This is a genomic window from Thalassotalea castellviae (genome assembly GCF_031846185.1).
Taxonomy (GTDB): Bacteria; Pseudomonadota; Gammaproteobacteria; order Enterobacterales; family Alteromonadaceae; genus Thalassotalea_H; species Thalassotalea_H castellviae.
In genome coordinates, this window is record NZ_JAVRIF010000001.1 from 64,499 (window position 1) to 80,690 (window position 16,192).

At 36.1% G+C, this 16,192-nt stretch carries 14 protein-coding genes and 1 tRNA gene; 4 read left to right on the plus strand and 11 right to left on the minus strand.

What is annotated here, in order from left to right; all coding sequences use genetic code 11:
• Window positions 1–341: 341 nt before the first annotated feature.
• From RM573_RS00250 to RM573_RS00280, 7 genes are all read right to left on the minus strand, one after another.
• Complete coding sequence (locus RM573_RS00250; protein WP_311575455.1) at window positions 342–1,223, minus strand: hypothetical protein; 882 nt, start codon at window positions 1,221–1,223, stop codon at window positions 342–344.
• Window positions 1,224–1,307: 84 nt separating this feature from the next.
• On the minus strand, window positions 1,308–2,732 hold the full coding sequence (locus RM573_RS00255; protein ID WP_311575459.1) for a tyrosine-type recombinase/integrase: 1,425 nt from the start codon (window positions 2,730–2,732) through the stop codon (window positions 1,308–1,310).
• Window positions 2,733–2,929: 197 nt separating this feature from the next.
• Complete coding sequence (locus RM573_RS00260; RefSeq protein ID WP_311575463.1) at window positions 2,930–3,259, minus strand: YdeI/OmpD-associated family protein; 330 nt, start codon at window positions 3,257–3,259, stop codon at window positions 2,930–2,932.
• Window positions 3,260–3,321: 62 nt separating this feature from the next.
• Entirely contained in the window at window positions 3,322–3,621 is a 300-nt protein-coding gene (locus RM573_RS00265) for a hypothetical protein (RefSeq protein ID WP_311575468.1), read from the minus strand.
• Window positions 3,622–3,752: 131 nt separating this feature from the next.
• A complete protein-coding gene (locus tag RM573_RS00270) occupies window positions 3,753–5,009 on the minus strand; it encodes a Y-family DNA polymerase (protein WP_311575472.1) in 1,257 nt (418 codons plus the stop codon).
• On the minus strand, window positions 4,997–5,410 hold the full coding sequence (locus RM573_RS00275) for a LexA family protein (RefSeq protein WP_311575475.1): 414 nt from the start codon (window positions 5,408–5,410) through the stop codon (window positions 4,997–4,999). Before RM573_RS00275 ends, RM573_RS00270 begins: the two co-directional genes overlap by 13 nt.
• Window positions 5,411–5,959: 549 nt before the next feature.
• A tRNA-Ser gene (locus RM573_RS00280) sits at window positions 5,960–6,050 on the minus strand.
• Window positions 6,051–6,322: 272 nt separating this feature from the next.
• On the opposite strand from RM573_RS00280, the gene RM573_RS00285 reads away from it, so the two are divergent.
• From RM573_RS00285 to RM573_RS17480, 3 genes are all read left to right on the plus strand, one after another.
• Window positions 6,323–8,560: a TonB-dependent receptor gene (locus RM573_RS00285; protein WP_311575478.1), complete on the plus strand. Its 2,238-nt coding sequence runs from the start codon at window positions 6,323–6,325 to the stop codon at window positions 8,558–8,560.
• Between the two features lie 7 nt (window positions 8,561–8,567).
• Window positions 8,568–10,397: an ATP-binding protein gene (locus tag RM573_RS00290; protein WP_311575482.1), complete on the plus strand. Its 1,830-nt coding sequence runs from the start codon at window positions 8,568–8,570 to the stop codon at window positions 10,395–10,397.
• Between the two features lie 388 nt (window positions 10,398–10,785).
• Window positions 10,786–10,992, plus strand: coding sequence for a DUF7133 domain-containing protein (locus RM573_RS17480; protein WP_432280200.1), 207 nt, complete (start codon window positions 10,786–10,788; stop codon window positions 10,990–10,992).
• Here the strand turns inward: RM573_RS17480 and RM573_RS00300 are convergent.
• From RM573_RS00300 to RM573_RS00315, 4 genes are read right to left on the minus strand one after another with little or no spacing between them, the layout of a single operon-like run.
• A complete protein-coding gene (locus tag RM573_RS00300) occupies window positions 10,896–11,195 on the minus strand; it encodes an aldose epimerase family protein (protein WP_311575488.1) in 300 nt (99 codons plus the stop codon). The two genes, RM573_RS17480 and RM573_RS00300, sit on opposite strands and share 97 nt — an antisense overlap.
• Before the next feature lie 18 nt (window positions 11,196–11,213).
• Window positions 11,214–12,386, minus strand: coding sequence for an AGE family epimerase/isomerase (locus RM573_RS00305; RefSeq protein ID WP_311575492.1), 1,173 nt, complete (start codon window positions 12,384–12,386; stop codon window positions 11,214–11,216).
• A 28-nt stretch (window positions 12,387–12,414) separates the two neighbouring features.
• Window positions 12,415–13,293 (minus strand): carbohydrate kinase family protein, encoded by an 879-nt coding sequence (locus tag RM573_RS00310; RefSeq protein WP_311575497.1) that lies wholly within the window; start codon window positions 13,291–13,293, stop codon window positions 12,415–12,417.
• 3 nt (window positions 13,294–13,296) lie between these two features.
• Window positions 13,297–14,811, minus strand: a complete 1,515-nt coding sequence (locus tag RM573_RS00315; RefSeq protein WP_311575501.1) for a sugar porter family MFS transporter — start codon at window positions 14,809–14,811, stop codon at window positions 13,297–13,299.
• 10 nt (window positions 14,812–14,821) lie between these two features.
• Between RM573_RS00315 and RM573_RS00320 the strand changes: the two genes are divergently transcribed.
• Window positions 14,822–15,718: a helix-turn-helix transcriptional regulator gene (locus RM573_RS00320; RefSeq protein ID WP_311575505.1), complete on the plus strand. Its 897-nt coding sequence runs from the start codon at window positions 14,822–14,824 to the stop codon at window positions 15,716–15,718.
• The last annotated feature ends 474 nt before the right edge of the window (window positions 15,719–16,192 follow it).

Sequence of the window (16,192 nt, forward strand, 5' to 3'; positions counted from 1 at the left end):
TGCATGCCACCTTAGCAGCGTATTTATTATTATCTATAAGGGAGAATATGGGGTTTTCTTTTGATTATTCCACATACGATCACCTGTACGAAGGATTAAAGGCTCGAACCTTATAATAAAGCTCATTATCAATAATTCGATTTAAAACCGCTAAGTTTGTTATTCACACACCGTAACAGGCTGAAAAAGATCAAGTATTATATTTGAATGGTTAAGAATTTATACCTTAAAGCGTTATTGATTTTGCAATAGTCAGACTGATACAGGACAAGCGACTTCAGACTATAACAACTTTTTAAAATAGCAAAAGCCCTGTATAGGTACTCTGTAATTATCTTTAATTAATTTGTTTTAGATACTAACTCGTCATAACTTAAACTTTTATAATCACCTGCTTTGATTACCTCTTCATACTTAGCACAAGACTCATTTTTAAACCCTAACTTAATTAAACTTTTACAAGCATCAATCCCTCGAACTAAGTTGTCTTTAGTTCTTGTTTCTGACATACCTGATTTTTTGGATGCAGTGAATTTTTGTTTTGTGTTGTCGGTTAATTCGATTTTAGTTTTTAATTCTTCATAACTTAGTTTTTTATAGTTTCCAGAGTTAATAATAGGCTCATATTTTTTACATGACCATGAATTAGGGTTGCTCTCTAATATTTTTTGGCAATAACTAATTGTACTTATCCATTGAGATTTTTGGTTCTCTTTAGCCTGTTTAGCTTTATTTTCCTTAGATTTCTTTTCTCCTAATGCCTTTTGCTGCTCTTGTTTCTCTTTCATCAAAGCAAGCGCTAAGTCTTTTTTCTTTTGTTCTTGTTTATATTCATTTGAATTTTCGTATTCAATTCTATCTTGAATGGCTGCAAAAGTATTTGATCTACCATCATTAGCAATAATGCTTTTATATATTGATGAACACCTATGAATGTATTGCATATTAGCTGCGTTTTTATCACTCAGCCTGAGCATAGTTGCCATTCGCTTAATATCACTGATTGGACTGTAAACAATATCTGCAACAAGTAAATTAATTTCATTGTCTGGCAGTCCTTTTGTTTGATAATAATCTTGCACCTCCTTAGTGACACTATCTAAATAAACTTTAGCCTCTTTATGCAAACTTAAAGAATGAGCAATTCCGGCACAGTTTTGTTTTTCACCCGAAAAAACGTTAAAGCTAATAACAAAAACAACAACAAACATTAATACTTTCATAAACATCCTATTTAAAATTCCATATAGCCAATTTGCTAGTTTTAATATAATCAACTCACAATAATTATCAATTGAATTATTGTATTACCTCATCGCATTCAATCTATCTTTAGCTGTCACCTTACCTTTAACAACCACAAGCGATATATCAGAAGTACCATAAACAGAATCACGAATAGCGTTATCACAAGCAAAGTAAGCTGTTTGATCTCGGTGTTCAGGGTGCATGCTCTCGATAGTAGCGGCTTCCTCAATGTAACAAGCGACTTTATGTAAATTACTTCGCTTAACTTCAATGTTTGCTGATTGAATATAATTTTTTCTTGTTACTGTTCCATCAACATGATTCATAAGGGCTTTTATATTACTTTCACTAATATCTAATTCCTCGAGAATAGTTGCAAAACTGCGCCTTAAGTCATGTGGTCGAATAGTTGGAATATTGGCATCTTGGCAGATTCTATCTAATGTTTTTCTGCAATCAACAATATGCTTTTCTTCACTCAACCCCTTACCTATTCGAGCAGGAAATATATATGGATTAGATTTGGGGTTGTCATTCATACGCCTATCTAATAAATCAGACATTAAAGGCGTAAATGGTAAAGCATGAGGCTTACCATTTTTTGTATCTTGAACTGTTATTAAATAGTTATCCGAATCAATATCAGACCATTTTAAAGTTCTTGCTTCATCTAATCTTAAACCCGTCATAAGAAGCCAAAGAACAAAGTCTCCTTGCACAGCATTAACTTTGTTATTGCCAACTAAGCCAATCCATGCGTCAATAAATTTGGTTAGATTATGAGTTTCAATCAATCTAGTTCTTGGTTTTATTTTATACCGCATTTTCCTCATATTAACAGCGGCACAAGGATTGAAAGAAATCACTTTAGTGCCAACCATGTATTCCATAATGGCTTTTAACGACCTAAATGCTTTATCTATAGCTGTAGGTCTATCTTTGCCATTTAAGTACCAAAGGCAAATATCCTCTTCACTTATGTCATTTACAGGTTTATTAATAAAATCAGAACAATACATGGGGATTTCATATCTATAACCCTTGATAGTACTGGGCTTTAGTTGCTTAGCACTAAGGTATAATTCCATGGCATCAACAAGCTTAATATTCTTAATTTTACTTTCTGTTTCTTCGCTTGCTGCTCTTTCAGCTTTAATCTTCGTAACATCAACACCTTGCTGTAATTCACCTAGAAAAGTTCTTGCGCTAACTCTTGCATCATCAAGAGAAACTAATTCAGCATCACCAATTGTTAAAGTTCTGGTTTGATTGGTTGCCCTCACTCGACCAACTGCTATAAACCTTTTACTACCCGTTGGATTAACTCGAACTCTTAAGCCAGTCACCAAAGTATCTTTAATATCAAACCTTTTAGCTCTTGGTACAATATTACTGATGATTTTATTAGTAAGCTTGATAGGCTTATCGTTAGCCTTATTTAGGTGAATTACTTTGTTGGATGTTACGGTAGATAATGACATCATAGATCTCTCTTACTCGATAGTTTTTAGCACACTTATAGCACGCAGTTAGACATGTAAATGTGACTAAAGGATTCTAGCACACAAAAGCACAATAATTTAATTTATTGTTATACAAGGATAAATATCTTGATTGGAATCAATCTTTCAACTGGGGGACGTGAGGTCGCAAGTTCGAATCTTGCCACTCCGACCATGTTTTATGTATCCATACGTCCTTTTACGTTTTTATGTCTTTTTTTGTCAAGCAACACATCTTGTTGCCATTTGCTTGGTGCTTTATCTGTTCGATGAATACAACCTGGCCAGCAACAAGGACGTTTCTTACCGTTCGTTAAATCATCTATGGTTCGATACACTCGCTTAATTCTGGTTTTTTCTTGTTTAGCATCTTCAATCCAACAAATAAACTCATTACGGCCAATTGGAGTTAAGCTTTCCCATTGATTAATCATTTCTTTTTCAATCAATAATTCAGCAAGAACCGCCGGTATTTTATGGAACAGACCATTTGAAAGTGTGTGATTCATGAGCAAAAACCTCCTTTATTTAGCATATCCTTTACCAGCTTAACTTTTTCGATAACTCAAGATTAATATTCGTTAATCGGCCAATAATCTTGATAGCCGGCAAGATATTCGACTGTGTTTGGACTTGGCGCTAAACATCGTGTTGCATTCGCTAACATCAATATTTCTTGAAAATTTGTAGTGATAAATAATTCAATATGGCAATGTAAGCCTTTTGATAGATATTGATAACCCGCCCACATATTTTTTGGCTCACCACAGGTATGATGTATTTTTATTAACTCATCTTTAAGGGTTTCAAGTGTTACTTGAGCTATATTGGCATCACCTAAATCTTTACAAAACCAAGTAGTGTTCGCCATAAAATAAACTCCTTTTATTTTTACTCAAGCAAACAGTATAGCGTTATATCGAGTTATTCAATACATTAGCAAATAGGCTTTTGTTAAGTCCATTGAAACACTTATCAAATATTGTGGATTGAATAATCTTGTTAACAACGTATTTTCGGGATGTCACGCCAATTTGTGGTGTATTGAGGACTAAGAAATTGGCGTTTCATATTCCACTTTTCGGTTTGTCCGGCACTGGCAATATTGATCGCCCCTGCTCCATAACGTTTATTAATGGTATCGAAGCACTGCATTAAAGCCGGATCACTTTTTTCAACGCTAAAAAGATCTCCTTGTTTAAATTGATCACTTGCCAGTTCAATAGCCCCCACTCCACACCGATAAAAATTAACGCCCGCCTGATATATTTGTGGTAACACCAATGAAACAATATTCGCTAAATAACTCGCACTATTGCTCGGAACAACCAGTGAATAAACAATGGCTTGCTTATAGTAATAATCATCATGTGGAGACGTTGAAGCAAACACCATTAACTTCTTAACCTGTGACGATTGCTGGCGTAGTTTTTTTGCCACAATACTGGCATGACTACACAATGCCGCTTTTAATACATGATAATCGCTAATGCGTTCACCAAAACTTCGTGTTGAAAATATCTCTTTTTTCGGCTCTTTAACCTCATCCCAAGTCAAACAACTGATGCCATTTAGTTCATTGACGGTCCGCTCAGACATAACACTAAATTGTTGACGAATATCTTTAGGATTTTGTTGGGCTAAATCAAAAGCACTATAAATATGTTGTGCGGCAAGCCTTTTACTAATGCGGCTTCCCACGCCCCACACTTCCGATGTTTGCATTCGCTGTAAAATTGGTGCTGCGCTATTAACATCATCAATTACGGCAACACCATCAAAACCATCCAGCTTTTTTGAGGCATGATTTGCTGCTTTGGCTAACGTTGCGGTAATGCCAAAACCAACCCCCACAGGTAAACGTATCTCTTTCCAGATGGCTTTTCTAATTTGGTGACCGTAGTCATACCAATTATCAATAACCTGATGAAAACGATCAAAATATAAAAAGGCTTCATCAATCGAATAAACATGTTGGTTATCACAATAACGAGCAATAATTGTCATCATGCGCTCTGATAAATCGGCATATAGCTCATAATTCGAAGAACGAATAACAACACCGTGTTTGTGTAATAAGTCTTTAATTTGAAAATAAGGCGTAAATTTAGGGATGCCTAATTTTTTTGCGATAGGACAAGCAGCACAAATACATCCATCGTTATTGGTTAATACCACCACAGGCTTATTACGGATACTAGGATCAAAAACCTTTTCAACAGAAGCATAAAACGAAGTGGCATCAACTAAGCAATACATGCTGAAAATTCTGGCACTTGATGATGTAAACGAATAGAACGAGTAACAACGCCTTCTAATTGAAAGTCATCTTCTGGTGTAATCACCACCGGCTGATGATGCTTGGACGCAGAAAGCAACCTAGCTTGTTGTTTATCAATTAATTTACAGACAAAGCAACCGTTAAAATTAGCCACAATAATGTCACCATTTCTTACGGTTAAAGATCTATCTACAATCAATAAATCACCATCAAAAATACCGACACCTTTCATTGAACCGCCTGATGCTTGGCCAATAAAAGTAGCATTGGGGTGTCGTATCAGTAATTGATCTAATGACAAACCTAATTCTTTATATTCTGCTGCAGGTGATTCAAAACCTGAAATTCCTGCTTCTATATATATCGGAATAACTTTCATAATGCTCACAAAATAACTGTATATACTTACAGTATACTTATCTATTGAAAATTAGAAAAGCTAAAAATATATATTTAACTGTTTGAGTTAAGATGTAGCGCTACAACCCCTTTTATTGAATTTATCATTGAAACCTGAAAAGCAAAAAGCCCGTCACTATCGTAACGGGCTTTTCTAAATATGGCGGTGAGATAGAGATTTGAACTCTACTCGAAGGTATTACGCTACAAACCCTAAAATTTATCTAACAAATTAAAGACGAAAAAAAACCGCTAACTTTTCAATTAGCGGTTTTTTAGAATATGGCGGTGAGCTAGAACTTTGAACTCTACTCGAAGGTATTACGCGACAAACCCTAAAATTTATCAAACAAATTAAAGACGAAAAAAAACCGCTAACTTTTCAATTAGCGGTTTTTTAGAATATGGCGGTGAAATAGAGATTTGAACTCTACTCGAAGGTATTGCGCTACAAACCCTTATCTTGATTTTATCGTTGTAACTTAAAAAGCAAAAAGCCCGTCACTATCGTGACGGGCTTTTCTAAATATGGCGGTGAGATAGAGATTTGAACTCTAGAAGGGCTACAAACCCTTGCCGGTTTTCAAGACCGGTGCTTTCGACCACTCAGCCATCTCACCTGTGTGTTGCTTCGTTAAAAGCGGTGCGAATAGTAAAGACTACCAATATATTTGTAAAGGGTTATTTGAAAAAAATCTGTATTTTATTAAGAAAATATCAAGAATAAGCTTTCTCCCTTTCAATAAAAGCAATTGGTTAGTCAAAATGGTTGTTTAAACAAGACACTAAGATAAGTGACAAGAATAATAAATTATGGTTAAAAGTGCATAAAACTTTATGGTTGTGCTATGTTTTTATTAATAAAATATAATTTTTTAAAAGTTTCCTTCCTATGATAATTAAATTACCTACATTTATTGCTTGTAGTTTATGTAGTACCACTGTCTTTGCCCAAGAAAATTTTTTAGAAATAATAGAAGTTACCTCACAATTTAAAAAAGAAAACGTGCAGAAAGTCGCCATTTCAACCTCGGTAATAAATTATGAGCAATTTATCGAGCAAGATATCAACAATGCTACCGACCTCGCGAACATAACCCCCGGCATGTCATTTACTTCATTTGCACCTGGACAAGGAAATATGTCAATTCGAGGAATTCTCTCAAGTGAAGATGGCGCAGGAATGGATAGCTCTGTAGCGATATTTATTGATGGTTTATATCAAGGGCGAATGGCTCATTTAAATACTGAACTATACGAAATAGAACGTATTGAAGTGTTAAGAGGTCCGCAAGGTACAGTTTTTGGTAGAAATGCCATTGGCGGTGCCATTAATATCATTACTAAAAAGCCCGAAGATGAGTTTGCAGCCAATGTTTCAACGACGGTCGGTAGTTATAATACCTTACGATATAACGGCACGATTACAGGCCCCATCAATGAATATATGCAAGGTAAGATCAGTTTTAGTCATCGAGAGCACGACGGCTTTACCGAAAACATATTACTGAATGAAGAAAATCAAAATGAAGATAGCGACATTTTTCGAGCTCAGTTATCAATAAATGAAGCAAATTATCAATGGTATTTTTCTTATGAGAAAAGTACCGATGATCAAAATGATATGGGGCGAACCCCCATTGTAAATGGCAATTTTGATTATGTTAGTACTTGGCAAGCTTTGGGAGGAAAACCGTATTCTGCAACCTCTCCTATCTCTGGGTTTTCATTACGAGAAAGCGAAAGTATTACGATTCAAAATGACATTGAACTGGCTAATGGCAAAATAACGACAATTGTCGGATGGCGAGACAACTTATCTGACTGGGAAATGGCCAGTGTTGGCGCTCCTTTAGCGGGTAATTATGATCTCAATAATGGCATATTAGGTGCTGATGTTAATGATGATATTTATGAAAACGTTAAACAATATTCCATCGAATCACGTTGGTTAACTCAAATAAATCCTTCGTTAGATTTTACGCTTGGGCTCTTTTATTTACAGGAGAAAACCGACAGGCTCGAACAATATAAACTAGATTTTAATTCCCTTGATACTGGGCAAAACACCTTAGGGAATGAATTATCAAGTCAAAAAAATAAAACTCAAAGCGCTGCAATATATGCACAAACGCAATGGCAGTTTATGCCGAAGTGGCAGCTGATATTGGGTGGCCGATACAGCCACGACAAAAAAAATGCTGAATTTCTCACTATCAATTGTGGTCATCAAGACAACGCGCTCGCCATTGATAGCCCATACTGTAGTTCAGGCCAAGGCAGCTTAAACATTTTACAAGAAACCTTTAATACCAAAGTAGATAAAACATGGTCAGATTTTTCACCTAAGTTGGCTATTCAATATTCACCTAACAAAAACATGATGACTTATGCGAGTATTTCTAAAGGCTATAAATCAGGTGGCTTTCCTGGCTCACCCGGGCTTGAGAATATTTCGTTGCAATCGGTTGATCCGGAAAAAGCGATAAGTTACGAATTAGGCATAAAATCAGATTGGTTAAAGCAAAGGTTACGTGTGAATAGCAGTGCTTTTTATACCGATTATAAAAACTTGCAAGTGACTTGGTTTGGTCCTTCAACGCTAAATCCCAGTTTTGGTAGTTTTGTTTCTACCAATATTGATAAATCAAAGATCACTGGGGCAGATATTGACGTGCAATACGTAGTAAATGACTTTGTGTCGTTATCAGGAAATTACGGATACTTAGAGACAAAAGTAAATGATTTTATTATCCCAACTTTTAATGGTGAATTAGATTTAAGTGGCTCTTCACTACGCCAGTCGCCAAAACATAAAGCCTTTATTTCAGCTGATATAGACTACCCTCTTGCTGATGCAAGCCGCCTATTATTCAATATCACTTACCAATACACAGATGAGCAACTTGGCGATTATCTTAATCAGCAAGTGGTTATGCCGAAAACTAACTTAACAAATGCTCGGTTAACTTGGCGGTCAGAAGATGAAAAGTATCAATGGATATTGTGGGCTGAAAACTTAAGTGATCAACAATATATTGCCCATAGTTATGTATTGGGTCCGGGAATAATAGGTGTTTGGGGAAGCCCAAGAACTGTTGGATTAACTTTTAGCATAAAGTTTGAGTAACACGATTATGGAACTATCTGTCATTATTAATATTGTAGGGATCACCGCTTATTCTTTATTAGCGATATTTTTTCTTTGGGTTATGTTAGTCCCGAATATACTATCTCGAACTTTTTTTTGGTTAATTTCAGTTCTTGCAATTCTTTTCGGTAGATTAAATTTATACTTTTTACCTGAATATCTTGCTCAACAAGAAATACAAACAATTTACATGTTCTTGTTAATAGTAGAAAAAGTATTCTTAGTGTTGGGGTTATACTATTTTTTCAATAAAAGAATTTCTTTAAATTATTATGTAAAGGTTTTCTCATTCGCGATAACAGCGTTTGTTTTGATTATTGGTCTCAAATATGGTGCGGATGCTTCATTTATTGCAATGATAGTATTTTCAACTTGCCAAGCCTTTTTCTTACTGTATATCATGAAAATGCTGTATCAAAAGAAAAAGCACATGTATTTAAATCAGCCTTTCTTTATTTTATCTCTATTTGTCTTTTACGCCATACATTGGTTAACGTACCCCATAGCATTAAATTATCCACTTTGGCTGACATACGGCTACTTATTTGGCAACGTATTGAATTTAATCATCTACCTTTACTTAGCTTATCTAGTGTTAGAACGTTTTCAATATAGAATGCTAAAAGCAGAAACATCAGCACTTGAGCTATTAGATGAGGCGAAAAAGGCAAATAGAACAAAAAGTGAATTTTTAGCCAATATGAGTCATGAAATAAGAACGCCCATTAATGGTGTCATGGGCATGCTTGAATTATTGCAAGATGCTGAGATGAAAACTGAGTATAAAGAAAAAATAAATATTGCGTTTACCTCAAGTAAAATTCTCCTTGATGTAGTAAATGAGGTTTTAGATTATTCAAAAATAGAAGCCGGAAAATTATCCTTAGAATACATAGAATTTGACCTGATCAATTTATTTACTGAGGTTTTTCATACCATGGAAAACCTAGCAAATAATAAAGCATTATCACTTACTTTAGACACTGACCTTATAATAAGTCGGCATGTAAAATCTGACCCACTTCGAATTAAACAAATTCTCTTTAATCTGATTGGTAATGCCATTAAATTTACCGAAGAAGGTGAAATCATTGTCAAAGCGGAACAAGTACATAAAGCTAATGTTGATTATTTAGTGTGTTCGATTATTGATACAGGTGTTGGAATTGATGAAGATAAATTAGCCACGGTATTTGAATCATTTCAACAAGCCGATAGTTCTACAACCCGTAATTTTGGAGGTAGTGGCCTAGGGCTTTCAATCTCAAAACAATTAAGTCAATTATTAAAAGGCGATATCACGGTTGAAAGTGTCGAAAACCAAGGCAGTAAGTTTACCGTTACTATTCCTCTAGAAATCATTGAGGATTTTACTTTTGAAAGTACAGAACTTGATACAACTGACATACCTAAATGGCAAGAGAATACTAAAATATTATTGGTAGAAGATAATCGCATCAATCAAGTAGTTGCGATTCAATTACTGAAAAGCTTTAACTTAGTATGCGACGTCGCTGAAAATGGCGCCATCGCAATAGCTAAACTTAAATTATCATTAAGAATTGATACCCCCTACACTTGCATATTGATGGACTGCCAAATGCCCACCTTAGACGGTTATGAAACAACAAAACGGATCAGATCGGGTGAATGCGGTGGTTTATATAAAAAGATACCTATTATCGCCATGACCGCCAATGCTATGACAGGTGATCGCGAAAAATGTTTAGCTACAGGTATGAATGATTTTATTTCAAAACCCATTGAACGAGAAGTCATGTCTAAAGTGTTAAAAAGCTGGATATCAGAAAAGTAAAACACTATGAGAGTAAAGGTGTTTCACTGTTTAAAAATAAAGCAGAGCCAATACTTAAAAACAATTATTTAATAGGTCTTTGACAAACTATTAACGATTCATTGCGTTTTAGTGAAACACGGTTGTTAGTTGTTTATTTTAAACGTAAGATAGCGACAAATTAATTGGTCATACCTATATTTGATTTTTGTAAAGCGGTATCTACTTCATGAATAAATTTAAACTTTTCGGCATTAGTCTGCTTCTATGACTTTTCATCGGTTACAAACATCATCAATCAGAAAACGACGGCAATATTGAACATGTTCATGGCGCGGGATATGAAGCCTGGGTTAACGGTCCTTCATCACATCCATTATCCCCTACTGATGCCGTAAAAGCATTTAAACTGCAAGATAATTTAGCGATAGAAAACGTAGCGGCAGAGCCATTGGTTCGTGATCCAGTATTAATCAGTTTTGATGCTAAAGGACGAATGTGGGTAGCTGAAATGACCAACTATATGCTTGATGTAGCTGGTACTGGCGAGACAGATCCTGTTGGCCATATCGTTATTTTAGAAGATACCAATAACGATGGTATCGGTATGGCGTAGTCTTTGCCTTGGTAACGATATTCTCCCTCGTTTAATCGCCCCACCACGGGAAATAAAATAGGAGCAGAGCCTGCCCAAATTGCAGGATCTGCTTGCCATATATACTCTTGATGATGAGTGGTAGATACTAAACTGTTAAGCTCTGCACCTCGTTCATTAATTTGACAAGTTAACAAGTTGTTGGAAAGCGTATAAACAGCCATAGTCAGTTACTATCAAAGTTAAGCAAAAGTGCGTAACACTTCAAAACATGCGCCTAAGGTGTGGTAGTCACATTTAGCGCCAGCACTACTTTTTTCATTAGATACCTTACTATTATCTCGGTTTAACAGTCTAAACCAAGCGCCATGACTATGGTCAACAAAATGATCATCACAATATTGCCACAGCTTCATATAGTGCTCTAAATATTTTGGTTCATTCGTTTCTTTATACAAGAGCGCAGCGGTTGCGAAACTTTCAGCTTGTACCCAAAAGTATTTATCATCATCACACCAGTTTCCTTGTCGATCAAAACCATAAATTAAGCCACCATATTGATTATCCCAGGCAAGGTTGTATGCTCGTTCATACAAATCAATTGCGCGCTCCACCAGCCAATCTTCTGGGGCGTGTCGATTCAGGACCAGCAATAATTTTGCCCATTCAGTTTGATGACCAGGTTGAAACCCCCAAGGTCGATATAAGTTTTTAGGATCATTTTTATTATAGTCCCAATCAGGTTCAAAGCTTGGGGTAAAATGTTCCCACACTAAGTCATCCGTTAAGCCCGCTTGTTTTACTGCGATATTTTCAGCTAATAATTTAGCACGAGTTAAAAACTTGTCGATTTTGGTTGCTTCGTAAGCGGCGATCATTGCCTCACATAAATGCATATTGGCATTTTGGCCACGATAATCACTAAGCAAACCTTCTGGGCTAATTTCATCCGCGTACAAGCCAAAATCACTTTGCCAAAATCGTTGTTCTAATAAGTCATAAGTTGCCAGCAGTTTCTCATCACTGGAAATTATGCCTACTTTTCTTACCGCTGCATAAGCTAACAACACAAAAGCATACCCATAAGCTTGTTGAGTCATATCGCTTGGTTGATTATTGACAAGCGTCCATGCATAACGTTGGGTATTTGCTTGCCAATGTGTTTTTTCTAAAAACTCTAAGCCGTGTTTTGCAATTTCAACATACGCTTGTTTGTTAAAAACTTGCGACGCTAAAGCGTAATTAACAATTATGCGAGTACTGCTAACTAATTGTTTATGTTGCTGATTAAATGTTTCACCATCATCATAGTAATTTTGAAAATAGCCGCCTTGTTCATCAACAACACGAGGCGTGTAAAAATCTAATATTTCTTGGCAATGTTGTAATAAAAATTGATCACTTAAATAATTCATTTTCTGATCCTACTTAATGAAACGTTCTCTATAAATGTGTTAAAACTGGTGTTGCTCCGCGCTGCGAGCAAACATAGGATGATACAAGACTGGCAAACTCACCGATTTCACTCAACGGCTTGTTTTTTAATAAACCTAAGGTAAGCGCCGCTGTAAACGAATCACCCGCCCCGACAGTGTCAATAACCGTCGTGGCAACAATTGGCACTTCTATCACTTCATCATGATGCAATAACACCGCACCTTGCGCGCCTTGGGTAAAAGCTATTGTCGTTAATTGATATAATTGTTTTAACTGTTGAAGTAACTCGAGGTTATCTCCTGAAATTCCAACGACTTTAGCAATAATCGGTAATTCTTCTTCATTCAGTTTTAGAACATTCGCTAATTCAAGTGACTGCAGAATAACTTCGGTCGAATAAAAAGGCACTCTTAAATTCACATCAAACACTTTTAACGCTTGTTTAGGGACGTGTTGAATAAAGCGATGAATGGTCTCTCTTGAACCAGCATTACGTTGAGCTAGGCTTCCAAAACAAACCGCATCAATTGATGCAGCAGTTTCAGCAAGCTTGGATGACCATACTAAGTTATCCCAAGCACAATTATCAGCAAATTGATAACTGGCTTGATTAGCACCATCTAACATTACCGTTACCGTACCTGTTGGATAGTTTACTTTTTCAATAAGTCCTACATTCACTTGTCGATTTGCCAAATAAGCAATCGCATCATCACCTAATTGATCAGCACCTACAGCACTTATCATATTAACTTTAGCGTTTTTGCCTGATAAATCCGTGATAGCACAAATCATATTAGCAGGTGCACCACCAAAGCGAGGTCCGTCAGGGAAAACATCCCACAGCACTTCGCCGATGCCTACAATATTAAAAGGGTTTTTCATTGTTTACTGTCCTACTATTGATGAACTTTGTTTAATTTCAATGTCATTATGAGAAGCAATGCCCAGTTTTTTTTGTAACGCTTCAAGGGGAACACCTTTTGTCTCTGGCACCATAAAAAATACCCAAATGAGTTGACCTATCATCATCAAACAGAAAAAGCCAAAAACATATTGTGGTGAAAAAACCGTGACAACCGTTGGAAAAAACAATGTCATCATAGCGGCAAATACCCAATGGGTAGAACAACCAAGTGATTGACCAGTTGTGCGGTGCTCGGTAGGGAAAATTTCTGCAATAAAGACCCAAATTACGGCTCCTTGTCCTACGGCATGTGCGGCAATAAAGAAGAAAATACAAAATGGAACAATAGCATATACTTCATTGGCAAACGCCCATGCACATCTTCCTAGTGCAAGTATATAACCAACAGAGCCTATATAAAGTAAAGTTCTTCTACCAATACGGTCGATCAACCATAACCCAACAAAGGTAGCGATAAGGTTGGTAATACCTATACCAGCAGACTGTAATAATGCAGCCTCTTGCCCTAAACCGGTCATTTCAAAGATACGAGGGGCAAAATAAAGAATCGCGTTTATTCCTGATAATTGATTAAAAAAAGCAATTAAAAACGCCAAAATGATGGGATATTTTAAGCGTTGACTCCAAAAAGGTGTTTTAACTCCCACTGTGTTGGCTGCATTGACAATAGATTGTGTTAAGTCCTCAATTTCACTGTCTGTCATGTGTGGGTTTACTTGCGCTAACACTCGTTTACCTGATGCAATATTTTTACACTTACCTATTAACCATCGTGGGCTTTCTGGCAAGAAAAAACAAAAAGCACAATAAATAACCGCAGGTATGGCTTCCACACCAAGCATCCATCGCCACGCGTTTTCACCTATACCACCCAACAAAGCATTAGAAATAAAAGCGACAAGAATGCCAAAGACAATATTAAACTGGAACAAACCTGTTAAACGGCCACGTTTATCTGCTGGTGATATCTCAGAAATATATAAAGGTGCGACAATGGTTGACACCCCAACTCCTAAACCACCAATAAAGCGAGCGATCATAAATGAATAAGGATCAGTCGCTAACGCTGACCATAATGCCGACACTAAATAAAGCACACCAATGGCGATCAATGTTTTTACACGACCAAACCGATCCGTGGGCCAACCGCCAAATAATGCTCCTAAAACCGTACCCCATAATGCAGCGCTTAACGCTAAGCCATGAAGTGTAGATGATAACCCCCATAACGATTGAATGGTTTTCTCAGCACCTGAAATAACCACAGTGTCAAAGCCAAAAAGAAAACCCGCTAAAGATGACGTGAGCGCCCATAAAAATAATTTATTTTTATTATTTGTTTTTTTATTATCGACCATTAAAGCATCCTTTAATTTGTTTTGTATTACGATTCTATCCTTAAAAATTTGATTTAAAATGGTTCTTATTGCTATTTTCTTGTGATAAATTGTGATTTGGTAAAAATTAACAAACATTAGGTAAAGCGTGCAGAATCAAAATCCCCCCGATTATTTACGCTGGGATCACCCGCTATCTGACGATAATGACAAGGTTATTCGCCATTGGTTTGGCGATGAACTCCAGCCCGAATCGTTAATGACCGTGCGTGGTATTGGTATTAAAGAGCCGATGGTAAATGCCAATGTAGATAGACCCATAGGTACGGGCGATTGGTTGATCATGTTGTTTCATCAACCGGCCAGATTGATTAAACAACAAAAAGCACCTTCTACTGAAGCTAAAACGTTGATCATTTGGCCACCAGGTGAAAAGCAATTTTTTAGTTGGGCGACCAAAGCAGGCATTGAATACCACTCTTGGATGCATATTGAAGGGACATGGGTAAATGCACAAATTGAAAGTAATTTATTACCAATAGCAACACCGATAACTTTAACGGATGAGACAGTAATGATCTGTCATTTACAAAATATGATGGATGAAATGCTACACCCTTTTGCATTTGATCCCATTATTATCCAAAACCTTTTTCAAAATTGGGCTCGTGCCATAGCAAGACAAATTGGTACAAAAAATCCAAACAGTAAAATGCCAAGTTATGTGCTCAGTGTTAAAAACTATTTAGACAAATATTTTAATCAAGCGATTGTATTAGATGAATTAGCGTCATTAGCTGGCGTCTCTAGAAGCCATCTTTGTCATCAATTTCGACAGCATTTCGATACCAGTATTAGTCATTATGTTATTCGAAAACGGATGGCAACCGCGCAAAGGTTGTTATTTGATGTTGATATTAAACTCGGGGCAATTGCTCACCAAGTTGGTTATGCTGATATTTATCAATTCTCTAAACAATTTAAAAAAACCTTTGCTGTTTCACCAAGCCGGTATCGTAAACAACAGCTTGTACATTGCCAATAAAATAAACATCTACTTCAAAAAACAAACCATTGATTAAACTTGATGACTTTCATTAATGACAACTTGCAATTGTTTTGATTCTTTTCAAGTTTTAAATTGAGTTCATCAAGTATTTTCAGCTGCTTAGTTTCAGCATTTAATGAAAAAAGCATTCACCATTATCTCAATATGTTCTTTTTCAATTTCCGTTATCGGTTTTAAAATAATCAGACACTATTGAAAATTACCAGCGAATTTAGGCAATTCCTACCTGACAATCTCGGATATTTAACTGTCGTAACTAACACGATAACGTCTGCAATTTCTTATATTTACCACATCATTTACAACCCTAATAACTCCTTAGTACTTTATCTCTATTGGCTTAGATGGCTAATCACACCTTTAATAAATATCCACCGATTTAACTTATTTACATTGAAAGTGAATATTCACACCACCAAAACATAGAGTTATCGGGGTTATTGGTGTCTG

Bases quoted from the DNA above. Each gene is read 5' to 3' on its own strand.
- RM573_RS00250 (WP_311575455.1), bottom strand. From the start codon at position 1,223: ATGAAAGTATTAATGTTTGTTGTTGTTTTTGTTATTAGCTTTAACGTT.
- RM573_RS00255 (WP_311575459.1), bottom strand. From the start codon at position 2,732: ATGATGTCATTATCTACCGTAACATCCAACAAAGTAATTCACCTAAAT.
- RM573_RS00260 (WP_311575463.1), bottom strand. From the start codon at position 3,259: ATGAATCACACACTTTCAAATGGTCTGTTCCATAAAATACCGGCGGTT.
- RM573_RS00265 (WP_311575468.1), bottom strand. From the start codon at position 3,621: ATGGCGAACACTACTTGGTTTTGTAAAGATTTAGGTGATGCCAATATA.
- RM573_RS00270 (WP_311575472.1), bottom strand. From the start codon at position 5,009: ATGTATTGCTTAGTTGATGCCACTTCGTTTTATGCTTCTGTTGAAAAG.
- RM573_RS00275 (WP_311575475.1), bottom strand. From the start codon at position 5,410: ATGAAAGTTATTCCGATATATATAGAAGCAGGAATTTCAGGTTTTGAA.
- RM573_RS00285 (WP_311575478.1), top strand. From the start codon at position 6,323: ATGATAATTAAATTACCTACATTTATTGCTTGTAGTTTATGTAGTACC.
- RM573_RS00290 (WP_311575482.1), top strand. From the start codon at position 8,568: ATGGAACTATCTGTCATTATTAATATTGTAGGGATCACCGCTTATTCT.
- RM573_RS00300 (WP_311575488.1), bottom strand. From the start codon at position 11,195: ATGGCTGTTTATACGCTTTCCAACAACTTGTTAACTTGTCAAATTAAT.
- RM573_RS00305 (WP_311575492.1), bottom strand. From the start codon at position 12,386: ATGAATTATTTAAGTGATCAATTTTTATTACAACATTGCCAAGAAATA.
- RM573_RS00310 (WP_311575497.1), bottom strand. From the start codon at position 13,293: ATGAAAAACCCTTTTAATATTGTAGGCATCGGCGAAGTGCTGTGGGAT.
- RM573_RS00315 (WP_311575501.1), bottom strand. From the start codon at position 14,811: ATGTTTGTTAATTTTTACCAAATCACAATTTATCACAAGAAAATAGCA.